The 21,756-nt window shown below is 70.8% G+C and carries 14 protein-coding genes, 5 tRNA genes and 1 pseudogene; 10 read left to right on the top strand and 10 right to left on the bottom strand.

Annotated features, from left to right (window positions below; all coding sequences use genetic code 11):
- Positions 1–381 precede the first annotated feature (381 nt).
- Together ACFYZE_RS06670 and ACFYZE_RS06665 are read right to left on the bottom strand one after the other, a co-directional pair.
- A tRNA-Met gene (locus ACFYZE_RS06670) sits at positions 382–455 on the bottom strand.
- Positions 456–571: 116 nt separating this feature from the next.
- Positions 572–1,720 (bottom strand): dihydrofolate reductase family protein, encoded by a 1,149-nt coding sequence (locus ACFYZE_RS06665; RefSeq protein WP_388989467.1) that lies wholly within the window; start codon positions 1,718–1,720, stop codon positions 572–574.
- A 79-nt stretch (positions 1,721–1,799) separates the two neighbouring features.
- Between ACFYZE_RS06665 and ACFYZE_RS06660 the strand changes: the two genes are divergently transcribed.
- From ACFYZE_RS06660 to tyrS, 3 genes are all read left to right on the top strand, one after another.
- On the top strand, positions 1,800–2,309 hold the full coding sequence (locus ACFYZE_RS06660) for a MarR family winged helix-turn-helix transcriptional regulator (RefSeq protein ID WP_388989464.1): 510 nt from the start codon (positions 1,800–1,802) through the stop codon (positions 2,307–2,309).
- Between the two features lie 152 nt (positions 2,310–2,461).
- A complete protein-coding gene (gene ribA / locus ACFYZE_RS06655; RefSeq protein ID WP_388989461.1) occupies positions 2,462–3,271 on the top strand; it encodes a GTP cyclohydrolase II in 810 nt (269 codons plus the stop codon).
- 165 nt (positions 3,272–3,436) lie between these two features.
- Complete coding sequence (tyrS, locus tag ACFYZE_RS06650; protein WP_388989458.1) at positions 3,437–4,705, top strand: tyrosine--tRNA ligase; 1,269 nt, start codon at positions 3,437–3,439, stop codon at positions 4,703–4,705.
- A gap of 139 nt (positions 4,706–4,844) precedes the next feature.
- Here the strand turns inward: tyrS and ACFYZE_RS06645 are convergent, their stop codons facing one another.
- Together ACFYZE_RS06645 and ACFYZE_RS06640 are read right to left on the bottom strand one after the other, a co-directional pair.
- Positions 4,845–6,581, bottom strand: a complete 1,737-nt coding sequence (locus ACFYZE_RS06645) for a heavy-metal-associated domain-containing protein (protein WP_388989455.1) — start codon at positions 6,579–6,581, stop codon at positions 4,845–4,847.
- A 56-nt stretch (positions 6,582–6,637) separates the two neighbouring features.
- Positions 6,638–6,760 (bottom strand): annotated as a pseudogene (locus ACFYZE_RS06640) (MgtC/SapB family protein); the annotation flags it as partial.
- 376 nt (positions 6,761–7,136) lie between these two features.
- Between ACFYZE_RS06640 and ACFYZE_RS06635 the strand changes: the two are divergent.
- Positions 7,137–7,916: a hypothetical protein gene (locus ACFYZE_RS06635; RefSeq protein WP_388989453.1), complete on the top strand. Its 780-nt coding sequence runs from the start codon at positions 7,137–7,139 to the stop codon at positions 7,914–7,916.
- Between the two features lie 319 nt (positions 7,917–8,235).
- Here the strand turns inward: ACFYZE_RS06635 and ACFYZE_RS06630 are convergent.
- The 5 genes from ACFYZE_RS06630 to ACFYZE_RS06610 form a co-directional block, all read right to left on the bottom strand.
- Positions 8,236–8,308 (bottom strand) — tRNA-Lys (locus ACFYZE_RS06630).
- Positions 8,309–8,443: 135 nt separating this feature from the next.
- A complete protein-coding gene (locus ACFYZE_RS06625; protein ID WP_388989451.1) occupies positions 8,444–9,979 on the bottom strand; it encodes an amino acid permease in 1,536 nt (511 codons plus the stop codon).
- Between the two features lie 169 nt (positions 9,980–10,148).
- Entirely contained in the window at positions 10,149–12,392 is a 2,244-nt protein-coding gene (locus tag ACFYZE_RS06620) for a DEAD/DEAH box helicase (protein WP_388989448.1), read from the bottom strand.
- Positions 12,393–12,642: 250 nt separating this feature from the next.
- Positions 12,643–13,182, bottom strand: coding sequence for a hypothetical protein (locus tag ACFYZE_RS06615; protein ID WP_388989445.1), 540 nt, complete (start codon positions 13,180–13,182; stop codon positions 12,643–12,645).
- 214 nt (positions 13,183–13,396) lie between these two features.
- Positions 13,397–13,747 (bottom strand): metallopeptidase family protein, encoded by a 351-nt coding sequence (locus ACFYZE_RS06610; protein ID WP_366028985.1) that lies wholly within the window; start codon positions 13,745–13,747, stop codon positions 13,397–13,399.
- A gap of 104 nt (positions 13,748–13,851) precedes the next feature.
- On the opposite strand from ACFYZE_RS06610, the gene ACFYZE_RS06605 reads away from it, so the two are divergent.
- From ACFYZE_RS06605 to ACFYZE_RS06590, 4 genes are all read left to right on the top strand, one after another.
- Entirely contained in the window at positions 13,852–15,447 is a 1,596-nt protein-coding gene (locus ACFYZE_RS06605; protein WP_388989442.1) for a metallophosphoesterase, read from the top strand.
- 80 nt (positions 15,448–15,527) lie between these two features.
- Positions 15,528–15,600, top strand: a tRNA-Glu gene (locus tag ACFYZE_RS06600).
- A gap of 37 nt (positions 15,601–15,637) precedes the next feature.
- Positions 15,638–15,712, top strand: a tRNA-Asp gene (locus tag ACFYZE_RS06595).
- A 24-nt stretch (positions 15,713–15,736) separates the two neighbouring features.
- A tRNA-Phe gene (locus ACFYZE_RS06590) sits at positions 15,737–15,810 on the top strand.
- Positions 15,811–15,945: 135 nt separating this feature from the next.
- On the opposite strand, the gene ACFYZE_RS06585 is transcribed toward ACFYZE_RS06590, so the two are convergent.
- Positions 15,946–16,890 (bottom strand): DUF1259 domain-containing protein, encoded by a 945-nt coding sequence (locus ACFYZE_RS06585; RefSeq protein WP_388989439.1) that lies wholly within the window; start codon positions 16,888–16,890, stop codon positions 15,946–15,948.
- Positions 16,891–17,400: 510 nt separating this feature from the next.
- Here ACFYZE_RS06585 and ACFYZE_RS06580 point away from each other — a divergent pair.
- Complete coding sequence (locus ACFYZE_RS06580; protein WP_388989436.1) at positions 17,401–17,664, top strand: hypothetical protein; 264 nt, start codon at positions 17,401–17,403, stop codon at positions 17,662–17,664.
- A gap of 92 nt (positions 17,665–17,756) precedes the next feature.
- Positions 17,757–21,701, top strand: a complete 3,945-nt coding sequence (gene hrpA / locus ACFYZE_RS06575) for an ATP-dependent RNA helicase HrpA (protein WP_388989433.1) — start codon at positions 17,757–17,759, stop codon at positions 21,699–21,701.
- Positions 21,702–21,756 lie beyond the last annotated feature (55 nt).

The following is a 21,756-nucleotide window of genomic DNA, read 5'->3' as shown; positions in this document are numbered from 1 at the left end:
GGGGGCTCCGACGAGCCGGCCGGGTCGGCGGTCGTCGCTGTCGTCGCTGTCGTGGCGGTCGGGGAGACCCCCGCCGGACCGGTTGCCGCAGTCGGCAAGACGCCCGCCCGACCGGTCGTGACGGGCGGGGAGACGCCCACGCGCCCGCTCGTGCTCCTCGGCCCTCTCCTCACCCGGCCCGTCGGGCCCACGCCGCTCGTCGGGATCGTCCTGCTCCCATGACCACCGCTCGCCTGCTTGCTGCACCACCCGTCCAGGCTTCCCGGAAGGGCGGCGGGGGGCGACCGCTGTGGGCCGGGCGGAGTAGCCGCCAGTGGGTGGAGGAGAGCCGGGAAACACCGAGGGCCGGAGCCCTTTCGGACTCCGGCCCTCGGCCTTCAGTAGCGGGGACAGGATTTGAACCTGCGACCTCTGGGTTATGAGCCCAGCGAGCTACCGAGCTGCTCCACCCCGCGTCGGTAATCCCAGTGTACGCCATGCGCGCGACAGGTAGCGCACGGGTTTCACCCCCATACCGCCCCACCAGCGATTTCCGGCCGTACGCGGAGCCGCTCGATCCCCCTCGTGGCCGTCAGGAGCGGGCGGCCGGGGGCAGCAGATGGGTGTTCGGGGCCTTGGCGCGGTCCTCGTACTCCGGCAGCAGCACCACGTCCACGCCGGCGGCCGCCAGCACCGCGTTCCCGTCGGCCGACGCGACGAACGTGTCCGGTTCCCGCCAGGCGGTCACCACCCGTCGTACCCCCGCCTCGATGATCAGCCTGGAGCAGGGCGCCGGCCGGGACGCGCGGCGGGCGCACGGTTCCAGGCTGCTGTACACCGTCGCGGAGGCCAGCCTCGGATCCGCCGGGTCCAGCTTCGCCAGCGCCGCCTCCTCGGCGTGGACGACGGGGTCGCCGCCCTCCCGGGAGTGGCCCCGCGCCAGTTCCGTGCCGTCGGCAGCGACGACCACCGCGCCGACGCTGAAGGCGGTCTCCGACGGCGGGCACTCGGCCGCCAGCCCGCAGGCCACCTCCAGCCACCGCCGGTCCGCGGCCGAGGCGAGCCTCCCGGTGCCGGGCGCGGTGGGCACGTACCGCATCAGCACCACGTCCCCGACCGCGCGCGTCTCCACCAGCCGCATCCGCCCCGGCGGGTACGCGCCGTGCCCGAACATCCGCGGGGCGTCCGGCTCCCCCACGAACAGCGGCGCCACCACGAGCTGCACCTCGTCCGCCAGCCCCTGCTGGAGCAGCCGCGTATGCACGCTCCCGCCGCCCTCGACCATCAACCGCCGTACGCCCTTCACATCCCCGAGGTGGTCGAGCACGGCCCGCCACTCCACGTCCGGCCCGAGCGCGACCACCTCCACGTCCGCCGGCAGCAGACCGCGCAGCCGCCGGGCGCCCTTGTCCGTCGTGTAGACGGTCTTCGCGCCGCCCGTGTGCCAGAAGCGGGCCCCCGGATCGAGGTCCCCGGACGCGCTGACCGTGACCTTGAGCGGATACTCCGGCAGACCGGCGGCGAGGCGGGCCGCGCGCCGCTCGGCCGAGTAGACCAGCAGCCGGGGGTTGTCGGTGCGCAGCGTGCCCGCGCCGATGAGGATGGCGTCGCTGCCCGCCCGCACCTCGTCGACCCGGTCGAAGTCCTCCGGGCCGGACAGCAGCAGCCGTTCGGGCCCGGTGTCGTCCAGGAAGCCGTCGAGGGAGACGGCGGCGGACAACAGGACGTAGGGATGGGCCATGGCGGCGCTCCTGGGGTCGGGACGATCCGGCGGACGAGGCAGCTTGGTTCAACTTTTAAACAATAACTACACTGCCAGCATGACGACCCGCTGGCTCACCCCCGAGGAACTGCGTGCCTGGCGCGCGTACCTGGCCGCGTCGTGGCTCCTGGAGGACGCGATCGACCGGCAGCTCCAGCAGGAGGCGGGCATGCCGCACCTGTACTACTCGGTCCTGGCCAACCTCTCCGAGGCGCCCGACCGCAGTATGCGCATGACCGATCTCGCCGAGGCACTGAAGATCACGCGCAGCCGGCTGACATACGTGGTCACCCGGCTGGAGAAGGACGGGACGGTCCGCCGGGAGGGGTGCCCGACCGACAAGCGCGGCAGCGTGGCGATCCTGACGGAGGACGGCATGGCGCTCTTGGAACGTACGGCGCCCGGTCATGTCGAGACGGTCCGTTCGGCCGTGTTCGACCACCTCACCGAGGAGCAGGTGGCCCAGTTGGAGGCGATCTGCTCCCGGATCACGGAGGTGCTACAGCAGGACGAGGAGCGGTCGGCGTGCGGCGGGCTGCCGTGGCGCCGCCGTTCGTCCGCGCCGTGACCCAGGCAACCGCCGCGACCCAGGCAACAGGGGAAAAAGGGTTGCTTGAAATTTAAAGCAGGGATAGAGTCTCGGCCGAGGTTGTGCTTCAAATCTGAAGCATGAAGCATCCTCCGCACCCGCCATCGTCGGCCAGGAGAAAGACGACAGCCATGCGCGACGCACACGAGACCGCCCCTTCCCGCGACACCGGTGACCCAGCCGACCCGGACACGACCGCCCCGCACACGGCGGGGCTGCCCGCAGCCGCCCTGGCCGTCCCCCTCCCCGTCAACGACCTGCCCGGTGCCGTTCTTCCCGTCACCGACCTGCCCGGCGCCGACCTGCCGGGTGCCGGGCTTCCGGCCGCCACCGTCCGCACCCGGGTGACGGTCCCGCTCCGCTTCGGCGACGGCTACACGGTCACCGCGGACCTGGTCACCTTCCACGGCCTCACCGACGGGCAGGAGCACGTGGCCGTGGTCCTCGGCGAGGCGGCCGCCGGCCGGCCGCCGCTGGTGCGGCTGCACTCCGAGTGCCTGACCGGTGACGTCTTCGGCTCGGCCCGCTGCGACTGCGGCCCCCAGCTGCGGGAGGCGGTGGAGCGCATCGCCGAGCAGGGCGGCGTCCTGCTCTACCTGCGCCAGGAGGGCCGCGGCATCGGCCTCTACAACAAGCTCGACGCCTACGCCCTCCAGGACCAGGGCCTGGACACCTACGAGGCGAACGCCGCGCTCGGCCTGCCGGAGGACGCCCGCGACTACACGTCCGCCGCACAGATGCTTCGCGCGCTCGGCATCGACGCCCTGGACCTGCTCTCCAACAACCCCGACAAGGCCCAGCAGCTGCGCGACCTCGGCCTCACGGTCACCCACCGCGTCCCCACGGGCGTCTTCACCACGGCCCAGAACGTGCGCTATCTGCGCGCGAAGGTGGCCCACACCCAGCACACGCTGCCGCTGACGGAACTGACGGCGGGCTGAAGGGCAGGCCGGTCCGGGGCTGTGTGGTCCAGGAGACTCCGGCGTGCTCAAACGACCTGGCCGGGCTTTCCCCGCACCGCCGCTGAGCAGCACAAAGGCAGAAATCCGGCCGGAGCACTACACTGGCCGCCACATTGACACACGCGACTGAGGAGACACAGGACTGTGACGGCCATCGTCGACGAGCTCAAGTGGCGTGGGCTGATCGCCCAGGCCACTGACGAGGACGCACTGCGCAAGGCTCTCGCGGATGGCCCCGTCACGTTCTATTGCGGCTTCGACCCCACCGCGGCCAGCCTGCACGTGGGCCACCTGGTGCAGGTGCTCACCCTACGCCGACTCCAGCAGGCGGGGCACCGGCCCCTGGCGCTCGTGGGCGGCGCGACCGGCCACATCGGCGACCCGCGGCCGACCGCCGAGCGCACCCTGAACGACCCGGAGACCATCGCCCGGTGGGTCGCCCGGCTGCGCGCGCAGATCGAGCCGTTCCTCTCCTTCGAGGGCGACAACGCGGCGACCATGGTCAACAACCTGGACTGGACCGCTGGCCTGTCCGTGATCGAGTTCCTGCGGAACATCGGCAAGCACTTCCGGGTGAACAAGATGCTCACCAAGGACTCGGTCGCCCAGCGCCTGGCGTCCGAGCAGGGCATCAGCTTCACGGAGTTCAGCTACCAGTTGCTCCAGGCCATGGACTTCCTGGAGCTGTACCGGCGGTACGGGTGCACCCTACAGACCGGCGGCAGTGACCAGTGGGGGAACCTCACGGCCGGTCTCGATCTGATCCACCGCCTGGAACCGCACGCCGAGGTGCACGCGCTCGCGACGCCACTGATGACGAAGGCGGACGGCACCAAGTTCGGCAAGACGGAGACCGGCACGCTCTGGCTCGACCCGGAGATGACCACGCCGTACGCGTTCTACCAGTTCTGGCTGAACACGGACGACCGGGATGTCTCGCGGTACATGCGCATCCTCTCCTTCAAGTCCCGCGAGGAGTTGGAGGAGTTGGAGAAGGTGACCGCGGAGCGACCGCAAGCCCGCACCGCGCAGCGCGCGCTCGCCGAGGAGCTGACCACGCTGGTTCACGGCGCCGACCAGTGCGCTGCCGTCGTCGCCGCGTCGAAGGCGCTGTTCGGGCAGGGTGAACTCGCCGAACTCGACGAGGCGACGCTGGCGGCCGCGGTCTCCGAGCTCCCGAAGGCCAAGGTGAGCGAACTCGGCCAGGTCGCCGATCTCTTCGCGGAGGTCGGCCTGGTGGCGAGCAAGTCGGCCGCCCGCCGCACCGTGAAGGAGGGCGGCGCCTACGTGAACAACGTCAAGGTGACCGCCGAGGACGCGGTGGCCACGGCCGACCAGCTGCTGCACGGTCGCTGGCTGGTGCTGCGCAGGGGCAAGAAGAACCTGGCAGTGGTCGAGGTCGCCGGAGCCTGAAGCAGCCCGGGAGCCGGAAGCTCAGCTCGGCCGTGGGTGGGAGGCGTGCCTCCCACCCACGAAGCCGAGCTGCGGCAGCCGCGGGGCGGGCAAGCCGGCCGGCATCGGCCCCGGCACGGCCCGATCACGTCCCTGAGGCTCATCGCAACGCGCGCCGCGCCGTCCTGGTGGACCACAGCAGGGCCAGCAGACTCGCGACATGCACCGGGGTGAGGGCGCGAAGGACGCCGTGCCTCCGGCCGACGAGGGCGAGCAGGGTTCCGGTGGCGGAGCCTGCCAGCGCCAGGCGGACGCAGCGCCGGGAGACCGTGCGGGCCGCGGTCACCGCCCGCAGGATGCGCCAGACGTCATGAAGACCGTCCGCGCAGACCAGGTCCGCCGACCAGGACGCCTCGGCGCCCGGCGCGTCGGGCACCGCGACCGCGATGTCCGCGGCGGCCAGCGCCTCCGCGTCCGCACCCGAGATCACCAGGACGCCCTCCCCGTGGTCCCGCAGTTCGCACACCCGGTCGGCGAGGCGTTCGCGCCCGTCGACGATCTCGTCGGAGGGGCAGAGGAGTTCACGGATGCGCTCGTCCTCGGTGAGCACCGCGCGCGCCCCGGTGGCGCGCGCGGCGGCCAGCACCGTCACGGCGGGCGGGGCCGGCCGCCCGCCCTCCGTCACCAGCACCCCGGAGTCGACGACCACGGCGGAGACCACGTCGAGCAGCCGCAGCGCCGACGGGTCCAGCGGTACGACGCCACGCCGCGCCAGCTCACGTCCGACCGTGGCCGCGAAGGCCTCCCTCCCGTAACGGGCCGCCCGGGGGACGGCGGCGAGCAGGGCGTCCGCCGCCCGGCCGGTGCTGCCCGTCAACGCGAACACCGCCGCCGCGGTGAGCGGGGCGGTCGGCGCCAGCCGCGCCTCCCACCACTCGACGGGACCGGGCGGCCGCGCCCTGCCGCGCAGATGCCGCACCGGCCGGGTGTGCGGCACACAATCGGGTCCCGGGCACAGGTCCCGCTCACGCCGCTCCCACACCTGACGCCGGGCCCGGATCTCGCGAAGCAGCAGCAACCGGTTCGCCGCGTCGACGGCCGGCATCCCGACACCGCCGTACAGCCCGCCCACGACGGCGCCGGCCAGTGACAGCAGCAGATCGGTCTCCAGCGGGCCGATACGGCGCACCAACGGTCGGCGCAGACCCCGCTCCAGCTCCAGCGCCGCCACCGCCACGGGCACCACCCGGGGCAGCGACGGCAGCCGGAAGACCCTCCGGACCACCCCGGCGGCCACCGCCGCGCAGTCGAAGAGCAACTCGGCCGTCACCGCCGCGACGGGCGCGTCGTCGCCCGGGGTGACCGGCTGCGCCCAGGCGAAGTCCGCGTCACGCACACCCTGGGCCTTCTCCACCGCCCTGACCGTGTTCAGGAGGCGGTCGACCCCGACATTGCGCTCGTCGAACGACAGCAGGACCTGGCCGGTCACCGCGTTGACCTCGGCCCACCGCACCCCGTTCAGCCCGCGCAGCGCCCTGGTCACCCCGCCGGTCAGCCGCTCCCGAGTGCGGCCGCCGCGATCGAGCCCGCGCACCTCGATATGGGCACGCCCGTGCGAGGCCCACACATGACGGGTGTGCCGCCGCGGATGGAGATCGGCCAGAACACGCCCCGCCCGCACGGCCCGCCCGGGCACTCCCGCGGCCACCGAGACCCCCTGCCGGGCCGCCGCCACCGCGACCCGCCCGCTCCCCTCTGCGGCGCGCAGCCCGGCCCTGGCCGCCACCGGCGCCACCCGCCCGGCGGTGCGGGCGCCCGCCGCGCCCAGGGCCCACGCTCCGCCGACCCCGGCACGGGCAGCGGACCCCAGGGACGACACCACACTTCCGGCCACCACGCCCGGGTACCCACAGGGCTCGCGCCCTAATGCCGCTCGCCGGCCGCTGCCCGAACAATGCCGACCGCGCAGGTGGGCCAGATCGTCGCCGCGGTGGTCGGACCCCGGACGGCGTCCCGCCGTACGAGGACCAGCCCGCCGCCGATGATCCCGATACCGGAGACGATCCGGTCGGCCATGAGATCACCTCCGTGAAGACCGCGCTCTTCGTCCGAGTCGACCTGGGGCGGTCGACTATGCCGATACGGCCTCCTCCAACTCGGCTGCGCGGCTACGGTGTCGGCAATCATGGAGCGAGACGCACAGGACTCATTTGTCCACGATCAGCGACGCGTGCCTGCCGTCGGGTGCGGTGCCCGTGGCATGGGCTGCTTCCTGCGGATCGCCGGGATGTTGGCCTCGGTGGGTGGAGCAGGCCACTTACGGGCTCCTTCTGTCTATGGCACGTCGACGTCGCACGTTTGGCCGACTGGAATCTTGATGATCGCGGCAGGGATTGCGGCCGTGTTCATGGGTGCGCGTCTGTCGAGGTACGGAAGACGGCACACAGCCCGGGTGATCAAGAATCCGGCGGAGCTTCCGGATGAGTCGTTCACTCTGTTCCTCCGCCCCTTCGAGGATGACGAGTTCCTGTACGGGGTGAAGCCGGCGTCCACCCGTAGCCTCCGCCTCAGACTTCAGACCCCCAACAGTCGCACACGCGAAGAGGAAGTGGTCTGGACCTTTCGGCGCAGGTTCGGCCGCGTTGTCGCCGTCGGGCAGCCGGGGGAGCGCCTGCCTCTTCCCGGCGCCCACCGTTTCTATCTGCCCTTGAACGACTGGAAGCCCGCTGTCAGCGACCTCATCAGGCGAGCTCGCCTTGTCACCCTGGTCGCCGGGACCGGGCCCGGAACACTGTGGGAACTCACAGAAGCCGTCCGGCTCCTGCCGCCCGAGCGATTACTGCTTCTCGTCTTGTCGGACGAGGCAGGGTACGAGCGCTTCCGGGAGGCCGTCCCCAAGACCTTCGAGGATCGCGCGAGGGAACTCCGTGAAAAGGGCGAACTGCCCGCGAGGGCCCCGTCCTTCCCCCCATACCCGGCCCTGCGGAACCCTGACACCAAGTTGACCTGGATCGGCGTCCAGGGACTGATCCACTTCTCCTCGGCCTGGGAACCGACGTTCACAAGAGCCGACCCCACCGCCGTCCGGGCCCTGACGCTGCAGGGTCGCGTCCGCAAGGTGTACCGGAAGCAGATGCTGCCCGTCCTCAAGAGCGTCGCAGAGAACAGCATCAGTACGACGCACTCTCGAACAACGGACGGTCGACGAGCGGGTGCTTCCACGCAGGGCTAGGCCCTGCCCGGCGGACCCTGGCGCCTAGGCCGTGGAGGCGGGGAACAGGCGCTGCACCCGGGCCGGGCGAACTCGGCCGTGGCCGCGACGACGATGCGGTCGCGGGTGGAGTCCGTTCCCGTCGAGGTGCTCTTAGCACCAAGCTACCGGACCGAACCGTTCGGTTTGCCTCGATGGAAGGGCGGGCACGGCCGTACGGCGCCCGCTGTTCGAGCAGCTCGACGATCCGGCTCGAAAAACAAGGCAGCACCCGAGCCGGCCGAAGCCGACTCAGGCGCTGCGTAGCAGGTCAGAGAGCATATAGCCCGCCTGCGGACCGTAGGCCCTGTGGGACTCGAACCCACAACCAATGGATTAAAAGTCCACTGCTCTGCCAATTGAGCTAAGGGCCCTCGTGATGTTGCCTCCCCGAGCATAGCCCGACGAGGCCGTATCTCCGATCGGGTATCGGGGAGGCGGGCCTGAAGTGTTCGCTGTGGGTGGCATGCGGGTGGGTGGCGGGGCGGCCGTGCGGGTGGCCGGTGGCGTTACGGGTCGGCGGGTTCGGGGGCGCCGGAGCGGGCGGCCTCGCGGATGCGGGTGCGTTCGTGGTCGGGGTTCAGGAACCAGTGGCGGGCCGAGGCCAGCCACCAGGTGGCCGCGAAGCCGAGGACGACCAGGACGGCGACCGGGGCGTAGTTGAACGTCTCCCAGGTGACCGGGGAGACCTGCGGGAGCATGAAGAGGATCGTGATCACGACGACCCAGACCACCGAGATCACGCCGATCGGCTGGGACCAGCGGCCCAGGTGCCAGGGACCGCGTTCGAAGGCCTCGCCCCGGCGGACCCGCAGCAGGGTCGGGATGACGTAGGCGATGTAGAGGCCGATCACCGCGATCGACGTCACGGCCGCGTACGCGGTCACGTTGATCAGGTACGGCAGGCCCAGGGCCAGTGCCCCGATCGCCGCCAGCCACACCGCCGCCACCGGGGTGCGCGTACGTGGGCTCACCGTGTGCCACACGTGCGAGAACGGCAGCGCCCCGTCACGGGAGAAGGCGTAGATCATGCGGCTGTTGGCCGTCACGGACGCCATCCCGCAGAAGAGCTGCGCGCCGATCACCACGAGCAGCAGCAGCTTGCCCGCGCTCGCTCCGAGGGCGTCCAGCAGGATCTGCGCGGGCGGCGCGCCGGTCGGGGACTGAAGTTCCCTGTCGTAGGACTGGATGGCGAAGGTGAAGCCCAGCAGAAGGACGAGGCCGGCGATCCAGGAGGTCCAGATGGAGCGGACGATGCCCTTCGGGCCGGCCGTGGACGCGTCGTGCGTCTCCTCCGTCATATGGGCGGAGGCGTCGTAGCCGGTGAAGGTGTACTGGGCCATCAGCAGACCGAGCAGGACCACGTAGGTGCCGCTGCTCCAGCCGGTGTTGTTCACGAACTTCGTGAAGACGAAGGACGCCGACTGGTGGTGGTCCGGGACGAAGGCCAGCGCGCCGACGATGACCGCGACCCCGAGGACGTGCCACCAGACACTGACGCTGTTGAGGATGGCGACGATACGGACGCCGAAGGTGTTCAGCAGGCCGTGCAGGAGCAGGATCGCCGCGAAGAGCAGAACCGTGCGCCCGGGGGTGACCTCGAAGTCGAACTGGAGGTTGAGGTACGCGCCCAGGAAGGACGCCGCTCCGAAGTCGATGCCCGCCGTCACGGCCACCTGGCCCAGCACGTTGAACCAGCCCGTGAACCAGGCCCAGGCCGCTGCCGAGCGCGGCGGCGCCAGGCGGTGGGCCCAGAAGTACAGGCCCGCGGAGGTCGGGTACGCCGAGCAGATCTCGGCCATCGACAGCCCGACGAACAGCGTCATCAGACCGACGGCCACCCAGCCCCAGGTGATCACGGCGGGGCCGCCGGTGTTCATCCCGAAGAGGTAGAGGGTCAGGCAGCCGGAGAGCACCGAGATGATCGTGAAGGAGACCGCGTAGTTGGAGAACGCCGACATCCGGCGCGCGAGAACCTGTGTGTAGCCGAGCTGGGCCAGCCGCTCTTCGTCCGACAGCCCACTCGCTCTGACGTCATCTGTCATGCCCCCAGCGATTCCCTCGCCGGAGGCGTGACATGCGTCACCCGATGACCTGAAACCGACGGCCGGAAAAGGGACCCTTGCCGTGGTGCGCGGTGGGGGCCTCCGTACGACGGGAAACGGAAGGGCCCGTACGACGGAAAGTCGTACGGGCCCTTCGAGCTACTCGGCGTCAGCCGTTGCGCTTCCAGCGCGGCTTGTCCTCGCGGCGGCCGAACGAGCCGGTGCCGCGGTGGTCGTCACGACGGCCGTAGGGGCGGTCGTGGCCGCCGGAGCGGAAGCCGGGGCGGTCGCCCTGGCGGTCCCGGTTGAACGGGCGGTCGCTGCCGCGGTGCCCGCCGCGGTCGTCACGCCGGTCGAAGGGACGCCGGTCGTTGTCACGGCGGAAGCCACCGCGGTCGTCACGCCGGTCGAACGAACGGCGGTCCCCGTCGCGGCGGTCGTTGTCACGACGGTCGTTGTCACGACGGTCGCGGTCGAACGGGCGGCGGTCACGGTCGTTGTCGCGGCGGAAGCCACCGCGGTCGTCGTCGCGACGGAAGCCACCGCGGTCGTCACGCCGGTCGAACGAACGGCGATCGCCGTCACGACGGTCGTTGTCACGACGGTCGTTGTCACGACGGTCGAAGCCACGGTCGCGGTCACGGCCGGCGAAGCCGCGGTCGCGGTCACGGTCGAACGGGCGCCGGTCGCCGTCACGGCGGAAGCCGCCCCGGTCGTCGCGCCGCTCGAACGAACGGCCGCCACGGTCGTCGTCCCGGCGGTCGAAGCCACGGTCCCGGTCACGGTCGAACCCTCGGTCCCGGTGGAAACCGCCGCGCTCCTCCCGGCGTTCACGCCGCTCGTACGACGAACCGGCCGTGCGCTCCTCACGCTCACCCAGTTCGGCGCCCACGGCGCGCTCCGCGTCCTTGGCGGTCCGCTGCTCCGGTACCGAGACCTCGGCCGGCGCCTCGGCGCTCTCCGCCGCGGCCGCCACCGCCGCCTCCGGGTCCTCGCCCCGCTCCCGCGCGGCCCGCGCGACGAGGCGGTCGGCCTCCTCCCGGAGCTCGGCCGCGCGCCGCGTCGCCCGCTCCAACTGCTTGGTGAGCTGCGCGACTTCCCGCTCGGCCTGCTGCGCGGCCATCCCGGCGGACTCCGCCTGGACCTCGGTCATCGACCGGGCGCCGGTGATCTCGGCGACCTCCGGGTCGAACGCGGCCCCGCCCTGGATGATGTGGCGCGAGGCGTCGACGCCCGCGTCCTCCATCAGCCGGAAGATCTGGCGCCGCTGGTGCGGCAGCGAGAGGGAGACCACCGTGCCGGTGCGGCCGGCACGAGCCGTGCGGCCGGCGCGGTGCAGGTAGTCCTTGTGGTCCCCGGCGGGGTCCACGTTGAGCACCAGGTCGATCCCGTCGACGTGGATGCCGCGGGCGGCGACGTCGGTCGCGACGAGCACGTTGACGTAGCCGTCCTTGAAGTCGGCCAGCGTCCGGGTGCGCGCGCCCTGGGTCATGCCGCCGTGCAGCGCGTCCGCCTTCACCCCGGCGTCGCGCAGCTGTTCGGCGACGCGGTCGGCACCCATCTGGGTGCGGACGAAGATGATGGTGCGGCCCTTGCGGGAGGCGATCGCGGCGGTGACCGGGGCCTTGTCCTTGGGCTTCACGATGAGGATGTGGTGCGACATGGTCGTCACCGCGCCCTGGGCGGCGTCCACCTCGTGGCTCACCGGGTCGTTCAGGTACCGGTCGACGAGGGTCTTGATCTCGTTCTCCATGGTCGCGGAGAACAGCATCCGCTGGCCGCCCGCCGGGACCTGGTCGAGCAGCTCGGTGACCTCGGGCAGGAAGCCCAGGTCGGACATCTGGTCGGCCTCGTCGAGCACGGCGATCCGCACGTCCTCGAGGGAGCAGGCGCCGCGGTTGATGATGTCGCGCAGCCGGCCGGGGGTGGCGACCAGGATGTCCACGCCGCGTTCGAGGGCGTAGATCTGGTTCGCCATGGAGGTGCCGCCGCAGACGACCTTCATCTTCAGCCCGAGCACGTCGCCGTAGGGCTGCAGCGCGTCCGCGACCTGCATGGCCAGCTCACGGGTCGGGGTGAGGATCACGGCCCGGGGCTTCTTCTTCTCGGTGTGGCCGCCGGCCAGGATGGCCAGGGTGGGCAGACCGAAGGACAGCGTCTTGCCCGAGCCGGTGCGGCCACGGCCGAGGATGTCCTTGCCGGCCAGGGCGTCCGGGATGGTCGCGGCCTGGATCGGGAAGGGGACGGTGACGCCGTTCTGCGCGAGCTTGCGGACGACGCCCTCGGGCAGGCCGAGGTCGGCGAAGGTCATCTCGGGGGCGGTGTCCTGGGCCTCAGCGGCCACAGAGGTGCCCTCGGTGTTCTGGGAGTCGTCCGCGGGCAGGACGATGTGCTCGGTACTGGCAACAGACATACGAAATGCGAACCTTCCGGAGTTCTGGCACGCGCCCAAACATCCGTGAAGTCGCATTCGACCGCCTCGATGCGGTCCGGCCACGGCTAGGGAGAGTACGCGCCACACGCGGCGCGTCTTCAAGGCGCCGGGCAAATGGGATCAAACGATCTACCAAGATACGCACCTCCGCCCGCCGAAAGCAAACCGATCCCCGCCCCGTCCGGGTGACTCTCGCCACAGGCGCCAGGGCCCCAGAGAGGGGACACGCCTACGCCACCGGGATTCCCGCTCGCGGCGCGGGCTCCCGCTGCGTCAGCTGCGTGGCCTGCCCGGGCGCCGAGGAGGACGGCTCCGCGGTCGTCGGGGTCGGCGACGGCGGGTCCGGCCGGCTCGTCGGCGTGGGGTCGACCGAGGTCTGCGTGGGGTCCGGCTCGCCCACCGTGGGCGCGGGCGGCACCGCACCTCCACCACCCCCCTTGCCGGGCTGTGGCGTCTCCTTGGCGGTCGGCTCGGCACCCTTCGATCCGCCGCCGCCCTTGGACGCCGACGCGGAGGGCGGCCCGGAGGACGCTCCGGTGCCGGACCCGGCCGGCTTCGGCGACCCCGCCTTGGCCGCCGCTCCGCCCAGGCCCGCGTCGGCGCCCCCGCTCGTCACCGAACCGCCGTCCGGCGCCGCCCCGCCGTGCCGCCCTGCCGAAGGCGCCTGCGACGGAGCGCCCGCGTCGTCCCCCACGCTCATGCAGCCGGTGGCGGCGGCGAGGGCCATGACCGCGGCGGCCAGACGGACGGGTACGTAACTGGCGCGCACGGGCAGCCACCTCCGGGGCGTACGAGAAGTCAGCCTGCCCAACTCCCGCCGCCCGCAAGAGGACACGCGCCGCGCGAAGGGAACGTCACCCGCCCGAGGTCACCTGTACGCAAGAACGCTCGACGGCCACCGCGGCCCTAGCCTCCCGGACGTCACCCGCACCGGAGCACGCGCCGTACCACGTGACCCGTGCCCCGACCGCGCACCGTCCACGTCACCCGTACCCGAGCGAGTGCAGCCGGGCGTCGTCGATGCCGAAGTGGTGCGCGATCTCATGCACCACCGTCACCTCGGTTTCCGCGACCACGTCCTCACGGGTGTCGCACATCCGCAGGGTCGGCCCCCGGTAGATCGTGATCCGGTCCGGCAGCACGCCCGCGTACCACTCGCCACGGTCCGTCAGCGGAGTGCCCTCGTACAGCCCGAGCAGCCCGGGATCGTCGGCGGGCGGCTCCTCCTCGACGAACACCGCGACGTTGTCCATGAGCCGCGTCAGCTCAGGCGGGATCCGGTCGAGCGCCTCGGCGACCAGTTCCTCGAACTCCTCGCGCGTCATCTCCAGCACAGGGCCATTGTCCGGCACGACACCCCGGCCGGCGGGGTTCGACCGCCCCCGAATCCGTTGATCCACTCCGCATATCGGCTCAGGAACCTGGGCATACGGGACCAATGGACCGCGTGCCCGCAGCAGCTCTGAACCGCGTTCGAAGGGCGCCCTCCACGATCGCCCGGTACTACCGCTCACTCCGCCCGCACCCGGCCGCACAACTCGTCCCGCAGCCCCACCCCTGGCTCCGGGCCCTGGGCATGGTCGCCGTGGTGCTCCTGGGCGCCTGGCTCGGCCTGTTGATCGTGGGCGACGTACGCGTCCCGGTGGGCCCCATGAACACCACGATGACCCTGCGTCCCTCGCTGGCCGGGGGCACGAAGATCAACATCTCTCCGCTCGGCGCCCTGGAGCTGCACAGCCACCAGGCGCCCGTCCGCCTCGACGTCAACGTCGACCAGCTCGACCCGGGCCGCTCCCAGGAACTGGTGGACCACCCGGAGCGGATCTCCGGGCTCCAGGAGGAGATCACCCACGACGTCGAGCACGGCACGCTCGACCTCGCCGTGCGCTCCTGCGTGGCCGTGGTCGCCGGCGCCACCGCGCTCGGCCTGGCGGTCTACCGCCGCCCCCGCCGGGCCCTCGCGGCCGGCGGGCTGGCGTTCACCCTCCTCGGCGCCTCCGGAGCGACGGCGTACGCCACCTGGAACCCCGAGTCGGTCCTCGAGCCGAGGTTCTCCGGCCTGCTGTCCTCCGCGCCCTCCCTGGTCGGCAACGCGCGCAGCATCGTCACCGAGTTCGACGTCTACCAGCAGGAACTGGCGCGCCTGGTGACGAACGTGACGAAGCTCTACGACGTCACGTCCACCCTCCCCGCCTACCAGCCGGACCCGACGACGATCCGGGTCCTGCACGTCTCCGACATCCACCTCAACCCGGCGAGCTGGAAGATCATCGCCTCGCTGGTCAAGCAGTACGACGTCAACGTGATCGTCGACTCCGGCGACAACATGGACCACGGCACGGCGGCGGAGAACCGCTTCCTGGACCCGATCGCCGACCTGGGCGCCCCCTACGTCTGGGTCCGGGGCAATCACGACTCCCTGGCGACCCAGCGTTACCTGCAGCACATGAAGAATGTGCACGTCCTGGACGACGGCAGGGCGGTCAGCATCGCGGGCCTGCGTTTCGCCGGGACGGGGGATCCGCAGTTCACCCCCGACCGGTCGGTCACCCCGGGCGGCGACCGCGCCGAGGAACTGGCGGGCGCGCGCCTGGCCACGGCCCTGCGCGACCAGAAGGCGGCGGGCAGGCCCGTCGACATCGCGATCGCCCACGAGCCGACGGCCGCGCGCCAGGTGGACGGCGATGTGCCGCTGGTCCTTGCGGGACATCTGCACCACGAGGGGATGGAGATCATGAAGTACGGCACGCGGCTGCGCATCGAGGGATCTACGGGCGGCAGCGGCCTGCGGGCGGTCGAGCGCCAGTACCCGGCTCCGATCGAGGCCTCGATCCTCTACCTGGACCGGGACACCCGCCGTCTGCAGGCCTGGGACGAGATCAGGCTCGGCGGCCTGGGGCAGACGACGGCGGAGGTGACCCGTCACCTGGCCAAGGAGAACCAGCCCGGCGGGAGCCCCTCGCCCGGCACCACGCCCCCGAGCGCTCCCCCCACGAGCCGCTCCGGCGCGACCCCGACGCCGAGCGCCCCCTAAACGGTTTTGGCGAACCCTCCTCCCATCCCATATGCTTCTCACGTCCCCGACGCGCTGAGAAGCGCCCAGGCGGGCCGATAGCCCTCATCGTCTAGCGGCCTAGGACGCCGCCCTTTCAAGGCGGTAGCACGGGTTCGAATCCCGTTGGGGGCACGCACCACCCTGTGCGACACTGTCGTACGCAGCGCTTGGTCCTGTGGAGCAGTTTGGAGTGCTCGCCACCCTGTCAAGGTGGAGGCCGCGGGTTCAAATCCCGTCAGGACCGCTGAGGTTTCACGTGAAACCTCGTGGCTGGGTAGCTCAGTTGGTACGAGCGTCCGCCTGAAAAGCGGAAGGTCGCCGGTTCGACCCCGGCCCCAGCCACATGGCCCTATCAGGGCAAACACCCCCGTCGAAGATCTTCGGCGGGGGTGTTTTCGTGTCAGCCGCACCAGGCGGTACGTCAACGGCTCGGGGACCCGGCAGCGAGCATGGATGGGGCACGGCACCCTCCGAGCGCTACTCGCCCCCTCCCACCCCACGGGCAGGTGCGGCGTTGGTCGCGGCCACCGCACGGCGCAGGGCCCGCGCAATCTCCACGGCGTCACCGACGGCCCAGACATGGATGAAGAACATGCGGGGCGTGTCGACCATGCCGTGGTTGTGCAACTCGACGACCCGGATTCCGCCACGATGGAGCGCCTCCAGCACGGCCTGAGCCTCACCGGCCAGCACGGCGACGTCCCCGGCGACCGCAGCACGGCCTCCTCCCACAGGCTGAAAGCTGAGAGCCGACGTCGCCCCGGAACCGGGCGGCAGGACGTAGCGTCCGTCGGTGATCGACTCGCGGCGCAGAAAGGCGGACTTGTAGACGCCGCCGTAAACGGTGCCTGTGGTGCCCAGGGCGGCGTCGATCCCCGCTGTGTCCAGGTTCAGCTTCTTCGGAGGAGTCGTCGAGGACTTGGCGGGCGGCGTGCCTGTCCGGCTGAGCGCGGCGCGCAGGCCGCGGGCCAGGGTCACAGCATCCGGACCGTGCCCGTGCGTATGGACCCACACGAGACGGGGAAAGTGGGCGAGCAGGTGGTTGTGAATGGCAACCTGCTCAATGCCGTGTGACTGCAGCGCGCCGGTCACATGGTGCAGCTCCGCCTCGGTGACGGCCAGTTCTCCCATGGTCATGACGGTGTTGTCGGCATAGCGGATGAAGGACACATGCGAGCCGACGGCGAGTTCCGGCGACACGATGACGCCCTGGGAGGAGACGCGCAGGTCGGTGCGGGGGAAAGCTGTCCGGTAGATCAGCCTGCCCAGCATGTTGCCCTCGCGGCCCAGCTCCGTCGCGACATGAGCCCAGTCCTTCGCCCTGCTCTCGACCGGACGCACCAACCCGTCGGCATCCCGGTCGGCCTTGCCGTCGGCGCCCGCGCGCTCACCACCGCAGGCGTGCTCCGTGCCACCGTGCACCCCATCGCACGAGCCACCCTGCGCGACGCCGGCGGCCCGTCCCGGAACGGCCGCACATACCGATCCCAGCGCAGCCATCGTCAGGAGGCGGCGGCGTGACGCCCGGGCACCTGTTACGGCCGACCCCGGCCTCGCTTCAACAGCCATGTGTTCGCCATCCCAACCACGTTGTGAGTGTGGCCGCCGGATCCTCTGAAAGTCGCTCTCCCGCGACCTGCGCGCCGACGGCCTCCCTTGACCTGGACCACGATCGACAGGCACAGAATGACGGCCGAACCGTCCATAACGGCTGATTACACCAAAAGCGGCATGTCACAGCACCACACGACGTGAAGCATGATCCGACGGGAAACGCGGTGCCCGGACACCCCGAAGAAATCAGACGGGCCCAGCACCGGGCCCGCCGACGGCTTTCGGCCGCGCCTGCTTGGCATGTTCCCGCCCGGGCGCTACGTTCTGCCGCGTCGAGGCAGCCGTGGGGGAATCATGAGCGGGGACGGGGCAGGAGCCATGCGGGACGTCGATCTGGAGAAGACCCGGGCCCGTTACGGCCTCCTCGCAGTGATCACCACCAATCTCGCGATAGCCGGCGTGGCGGCCTTCGGTGTCTGGCGCCTGGACGGGGACAAGTCGGTGATCGTCGGCGTCCTCAGCGCGGCCTTCACCGCCGTCAGCAGCGTGACCACGGCGTATCTGGGCATCAAGGCAGTCTCCAACACGGCGAAGTCCATAGCCGCGCGCGACCAGCCGCCGTCGGCTCCCCAGCAGCACTAGAGGTTCCGACCTCCCGCGCACCGCGCCGTGCCGTACCGCCGACGGCAATTCGTTAGCCACGAATTTCGCCGAGGTGAGATCCTGGACCGCGTATGTCTACGCATCCCGCCCCCGCCCTCGGCACCCTCGCCCCTCGCCTGACCGAGCTCTCCCTGCGCGACGCGCACCGGCTCGGCCGCAGGCTCGAAGGCGCGCGCAAGATCCGCAAGCCCGAGGCCCGGGCCGCCGTACTCGCCGAGATCGAGGCGGAGGTCGCCAAGGCCGAGGCGCGGATCGGCGAGCGCACCGCGCGCGTGCCCGCCGTCACCTACCCCGAGCAGCTCCCGGTCAGCCAGAAGAAGAACGAGATCGCCGAGGCCATACGCGACCACCAGGTCGTGATCGTGGCCGGTGAGACCGGCTCCGGCAAGACCACCCAGATCCCGAAGATCTGCCTCGAGCTCGGCCGGGGCGTCCGCGGGATGATCGGCCACACCCAGCCCCGCCGTATCGCCGCCCGTACCGTCGCCGAGCGGGTCGCGGAAGAGCTGGACACCCCGCTCGGGGAGGCCGTCGGCTGGAAGGTCCGCTTCACCGACCAGGTGAACCCGGACGCCACCTTCATCAAGCTGATGACGGACGGCATCCTGCTCGCGGAGATCCAGACGGACCGCGAGCTGCGCGCCTACGACACGATCATCATCGACGAGGCCCACGAACGGTCCCTCAACATCGACTTCCTGCTGGGCTACCTCGCCCAGCTGCTCCCCCGGCGCCCGGATCTCAAGGTCGTCATCACCTCGGCCACGATCGACCCCGAGCGCTTCTCCCGGCACTTCGGCGACGCGCCGATCGTCGAGGTCAGCGGACGGACCTACCCCGTCGAGGTGCGCTACCGGCCCCTCCTGGAGGAGGACTCCGACGACGCGGACCGGGACCAGATCACCGCGATCACCGATGCCGTCGAGGAGCTGATGGCCGAGGGGGCCGGCGACATCCTCGTCTTCCTCTCCGGCGAGCGCGAGATCCGCGACACGGCGGACGCGCTCACCAGGAAGCAGTACAGGTTCACGGAGATCCTGCCGCTGTACGCCCGGCTGTCCCACGCCGAGCAGCACCGCGTTTTCCAGCCGCACACGGGGCGCAGGATCGTTCTCGCGACGAACGTCGCCGAGACCTCCCTCACCGTCCCGGGCATCAAGTACGTCATCGACCCCGGCTTCGCCCGGATCTCCCGGTACAGCCACCGGACCAAGGTCCAGCGGCTGCCCATCGAGCCGATCTCGCAGGCCAGCGCCAACCAGCGCAAGGGCCGCTGCGGCCGGACCAGCGACGGTATCTGCATCCGGCTGTACAGCGAGGACGACTTCGTCGCCCGCCCGGAGTTCACCGACGCCGAGATCCTGCGGACCAACCTCGCCTCCGTCATCCTCCAGATGACCGCGGCCGGGCTCGGCGACATCGAGAAGTTCCCGTTCATCGACCCGCCGGACCACCGCAACATCCGCGACGGCGTGCAGCTCCTGCAGGAACTGGGCGCCCTGGACCCCACGCAGAAGGACCCGCGCAAGCGCCTCACCGACACCGGACGCAAGCTCGCCCAGCTGCCGGTCGACCCGCGCCTGGCGCGCATGGTCCTGGAGGCGGACAAGAACGGCTGCGTGCGCGAGGTCATGGTGATCGCCGCCGCACTGTCCATCCAGGACCCGCGCGAGCGCCCCGCCGACAAGCAGACCCAGGCCGACCAGCAGCACGCCCGCTTCAAGGACGAGACGAGCGACTTCCTCGCGTATCTCAACCTGTGGCGGTACATCCGCGAGCAGCAGAAGGAGCGGGGGTCCTCGTCCTTCCGCCGGATGTGCAAGCAGGAGTACCTCAACTTCCTGCGCATTCGCGAATGGCAGGACATCTACACCCAGCTGCGCACGGTCGCCAAGCAGATGGGCATCCACGTCAACGAGGACGACGCCCCGGCCGACCGCATCCATGTCTCGCTCCTCGCGGGTCTGCTGTCGCACATCGGCATGAAGGACGTGAAGGACGGGGCGAAGAACGAGTACCTGGGTGCCCGGAACGCCAAGTTCGCGATCTTCCCGGGCTCGGCCCTCTTCAAGAAGCCGCCACGGTTCGTGATGTCCGCCGAGCTGGTGGAGACCTCACGCCTGTGGGCCCGCGTCAACGCGAAGATCGAGCCCGAGTGGGTCGAGCCGCTCGCCGGCCATCTGCTGAAGCGGACGTACAGCGAACCGCACTGGGAGAAGGACCAGGCGGCCGTGATGGCGTACGAGAAGGTCACGCTGTACGGCGTCCCGATCGTCGCCCAGCGGAAGGTGAACTACGGCCGCATCGACCCCGAGGCCAGCCGCGAGCTGTTCATCCGCAACGCCCTGGTCGAGGGCGACTGGCGCACCCACCACAAGTTCTTCGCCGACAACCGCAGGCTGCTGAGCGAGGTCGAGGAGCTGGAGCACCGCGCCCGGCGGCGGGACATCGTGGTCGACGACGAGACGCTGTTCGATTTCTACGACCAGCGCGTGCCCGAACACGTCGTCTCCGGCGCACACTTCGACTCCTGGTGGAAGCGCAAACGCCACGAGCAGCCCGACTTCCTCGACTTCGAGCGCGAGATGCTCATCAACGAGAAGGCGGGCGCGGTCACCAAGGACGACTACCCCGACTCGTGGCGCCAGGGCCGGCTGAAGTTCCGGGTCACGTACCAGTTCGAACCGGGCGCGGACGCGGACGGCGTGACCGTCCACATCCCGCTGCAGGTCCTCAACCAGGTCGTGGACGAGGGCTTCGACTGGCAGATCCCGGGCCTGAGGGAGGAGCTGGTCACCGAGCTGATCCGCTCCCTGCCGAAGCCGATCCGCCGCAACTACGTCCCGGCGCCGAACTACGCGAAGGCGTTCCTGGAGAACGCGGTGCCCTTGCAGGAGCCGCTGACGACCACGATGGCGCGTGAGCTGAAGCGGATGGTCGGTGTGCCGTTCGAGCCGGAGGACTTCGACTGGTCCAAGGTGCCGGACCATCTGAAGATCACCTTCCGGATCGTCGACGAGCGGCGCCGCAAGCTGGCGGAGGACAAGGACCTCGAGGCCCTGAAGCTGCAGCTGAAGCCCAAGGCGCGCAAGGCGCTGTCGCAGGCCGCGGCGGCCACCGCCGAGCGGCAGGGCGGCGAGTCCCTGGAGCGCACTGGCCTCACGGACTGGACGATCGGCACGCTCACCCAGGTGTTCGAGACGCGTCGGGCCGGGCAGCCGGTCAAGGCGTTCCCGGCACTGGTCGACGACGGCGACACGGTGTCCGTACGCCTCTTCGACACGGAGGCCGAACAGTCCGAGGCCATGTGGAAGGGCACACGCCGGCTCATCCTCCGCAACATCCCGGTGAACCCCGCGAAGTTCGCGTCCGAGAAGCTGACCAACCAGCACAAGCTCGCCCTGTCCGCGAACCCGCACGGCTCGGTCCAGGCCCTGTTCGACGACTGCGCCATGGCGGCGGCGGACAAGCTGATCGGGGACTTCGGGGGGCCTGCGTGGGACGAGGAGTCGTACCGGAAGCTGTTCGACAGGGTGCGCGCGGAGATCGTCGACACGACGGTGCGCACCGTCGCACAGGTGCAGCAGGTACTGGCCGCCTGGCAGGCCTGTGAGCGCCGCCTGAAGGCGGTGCGCAGCCCGGCCCTGCTGCCGAACCTGGCGGACGTACGGGCGCAGCTGGACGCCCTCGTGAAACCCGGGTTCGTGACGGAGGCGGGGATACGGCGGCTGCCGGACCTGATGCGGTACCTGGTGGCCGCCGACCGCCGCCTCCAGCAGATGCCGACGAACGTGCAGCGGGACACCACGCGCATGGAGAAGGTCCGGGAGATGCAGGACGAGTACGCGTGGCTGCTGGAGCAGTTGCCGCAGGGCCGTCCCGTGCCGTCCTCGGTGCGGGACATCCGCTGGATGATCGAGGAGCTCCGGGTCAGCTACTTCGCCCACGCGCTGGGCACGGCGTACCCGATCTCCGACAAGCGGATCGTGAAGGCGATCGACGCGGCGGTGCCGTGACGGCGCGTGCACGATGGGTGAGTTCGACCAGGGGCTCACCCTCCTGTACAGTCTC

It is taken from the genome of Streptomyces sp. NPDC001796, assembly GCF_042892355.1.
Taxonomy (GTDB): domain Bacteria; phylum Actinomycetota; class Actinomycetes; order Streptomycetales; family Streptomycetaceae; genus Streptomyces.
The sequence above is the reverse complement of the archived record's forward strand: the minus strand, read 5'-3'. Positions and strand labels throughout refer to the sequence as shown.

What these genes read in the sequence shown, in the direction of transcription:
- ACFYZE_RS06665 (WP_388989467.1), bottom strand. Translation starts at nt 1,720, where the DNA reads ATGGCCCATCCCTACGTCCTGTTGTCCGCCGCCGTCTCCCTCGACGGC.
- ACFYZE_RS06660 (WP_388989464.1), top strand. Translation starts at nt 1,800, where the DNA reads ATGACGACCCGCTGGCTCACCCCCGAGGAACTGCGTGCCTGGCGCGCG.
- ribA (WP_388989461.1), top strand. Translation starts at nt 2,462, where the DNA reads ATGCGCGACGCACACGAGACCGCCCCTTCCCGCGACACCGGTGACCCA.
- ACFYZE_RS06625 (WP_388989451.1), bottom strand. Translation starts at nt 9,979, where the DNA reads ATGACAGATGACGTCAGAGCGAGTGGGCTGTCGGACGAAGAGCGGCTG.
- ACFYZE_RS06620 (WP_388989448.1), bottom strand. Translation starts at nt 12,392, where the DNA reads ATGTCTGTTGCCAGTACCGAGCACATCGTCCTGCCCGCGGACGACTCC.
- ACFYZE_RS06605 (WP_388989442.1), top strand. Translation starts at nt 13,852, where the DNA reads ATGGACCGCGTGCCCGCAGCAGCTCTGAACCGCGTTCGAAGGGCGCCC.
- ACFYZE_RS06580 (WP_388989436.1), top strand. Translation starts at nt 17,401, where the DNA reads ATGCGGGACGTCGATCTGGAGAAGACCCGGGCCCGTTACGGCCTCCTC.
- hrpA (WP_388989433.1), top strand. Translation starts at nt 17,757, where the DNA reads ATGTCTACGCATCCCGCCCCCGCCCTCGGCACCCTCGCCCCTCGCCTG.